The following is a 325-nucleotide window of genomic DNA, read 5'->3' as shown; positions in this document are numbered from 1 at the left end:
CGCCCGATCGAGGCCAGGACGGCGGCGATGATGCCCCAGATCACGGCGACGATCACCGCTGCCCAGCCCAGCGGCATCAGCGCACCAAGGGCGAACATCAGCGCCAGCGACAGGAACAGCAGCACGAAGTGCCCTGCCACGCCGGCCCCGGCGAGCATCCCGCCGCCTTTCCCTGCCCGGGTGGCGGATTGCTTGGCCTCTGCCTTGGCGAGCTCGACTTCCTGGCGCATCAGCGTGGACAGGTCCCGGGTAACCTCACCGAGCAGGTCACCAAGGGAAGCGTTATCTGCCTTCTGATGCGCCTCACTCGGCGGCATCTCAGGAA

At 67.4% G+C, this 325-nt stretch carries 1 protein-coding gene; it reads right to left on the bottom strand.

Features of this window, described 5'->3' with window-relative positions:
- Positions 1 to 317 (bottom strand): phage holin family protein (locus FDW81_RS17985; protein WP_138135560.1); only part of this gene is annotated, 317 nt, incomplete at its 3' end.
- Positions 318 to 325: the final 8 nt, after the last annotated feature.

Origin of the sequence: Pseudarthrobacter sp. NamB4, assembly GCF_005796185.1 — a bacterium.
GTDB lineage: Bacteria > Actinomycetota > Actinomycetes > Actinomycetales > Micrococcaceae > Arthrobacter.
The sequence above is the reverse complement of the archived record's forward strand: the minus strand, read 5'-3'. Positions and strand labels throughout refer to the sequence as shown.